This window comes from Mesorhizobium sp. M0019, assembly GCF_040323975.1.
GTDB lineage: Bacteria > Pseudomonadota > Alphaproteobacteria > Rhizobiales > Rhizobiaceae > Mesorhizobium.
The window spans coordinates 1-562 of sequence record NZ_JAMYVK010000157.1; the positions used below are offsets into that span (position 1 = coordinate 1).

The window sequence follows — 562 nt, forward strand, 5'->3', positions numbered from 1 at the left end:
GGAAAGCCTTACGCCAGATCAGTTTGTGAAAAGTCATTGCCCTTGTAAAGCAGGGCAAGCCGGTGAGCCTTCGCGCAAGCATAGGCAAAACAATCGCCGAAATTGAGATCGGCTTTGTGCCCGACTGCTTTGCCGTATTTCATGCTGGCTTCGATCGCCCGGTCGCCGATGTCGCCGGATATCATGATTTCTTTGCCGGCGATCTCGATCAAAAAGGCGTCGACGGTATCACGGGCTTGCGCCAGCATGTCGGCCGTGGGCTTGGCGTTCTTTTTGATGGCTTCGGCCGATGCTCGCGCGAGACCCTGGACTGCCTCGAACCGGACGAGCGGGGAGATATACAGCGGCTTGGTCGCGGCCGCGAGCCGCTTTTCCAGCTCTTCCGCGCCAGGTTCCTCGTTCAGGATGGCAACGATCACCGAGGCATCGACGAACATCAGTCGTCGCCCCACATTTCGTCGGTGAATTTCTTCATATCGAAATCAGGGTTGGCCGGCCCGATCCGCCGCGCCATTTCCTTGACTTTGGCAAGTCTCTCGCGCAGCGGGACGCTGCCGCGGTT

1 protein-coding gene is annotated in these 562 nt (G+C 58.5%); it reads right to left on the reverse strand.

The window, feature by feature from the left end; translation table 11 throughout:
- Positions 1 to 8: 8 nt before the first annotated feature.
- The gene (locus NKK47_RS35135; RefSeq protein WP_352451707.1) at positions 9 to 437 is read right to left on the reverse strand and encodes a type II toxin-antitoxin system VapC family toxin; all 429 of its coding nucleotides are present in this window, start codon (positions 435 to 437) and stop codon (positions 9 to 11) included.
- Positions 438 to 562: the final 125 nt, after the last annotated feature.

What these genes read in the sequence shown, in the direction of transcription:
- NKK47_RS35135 (WP_352451707.1), bottom strand. Translation starts at nt 437, where the DNA reads ATGTTCGTCGATGCCTCGGTGATCGTTGCCATCCTGAACGAGGAACCT.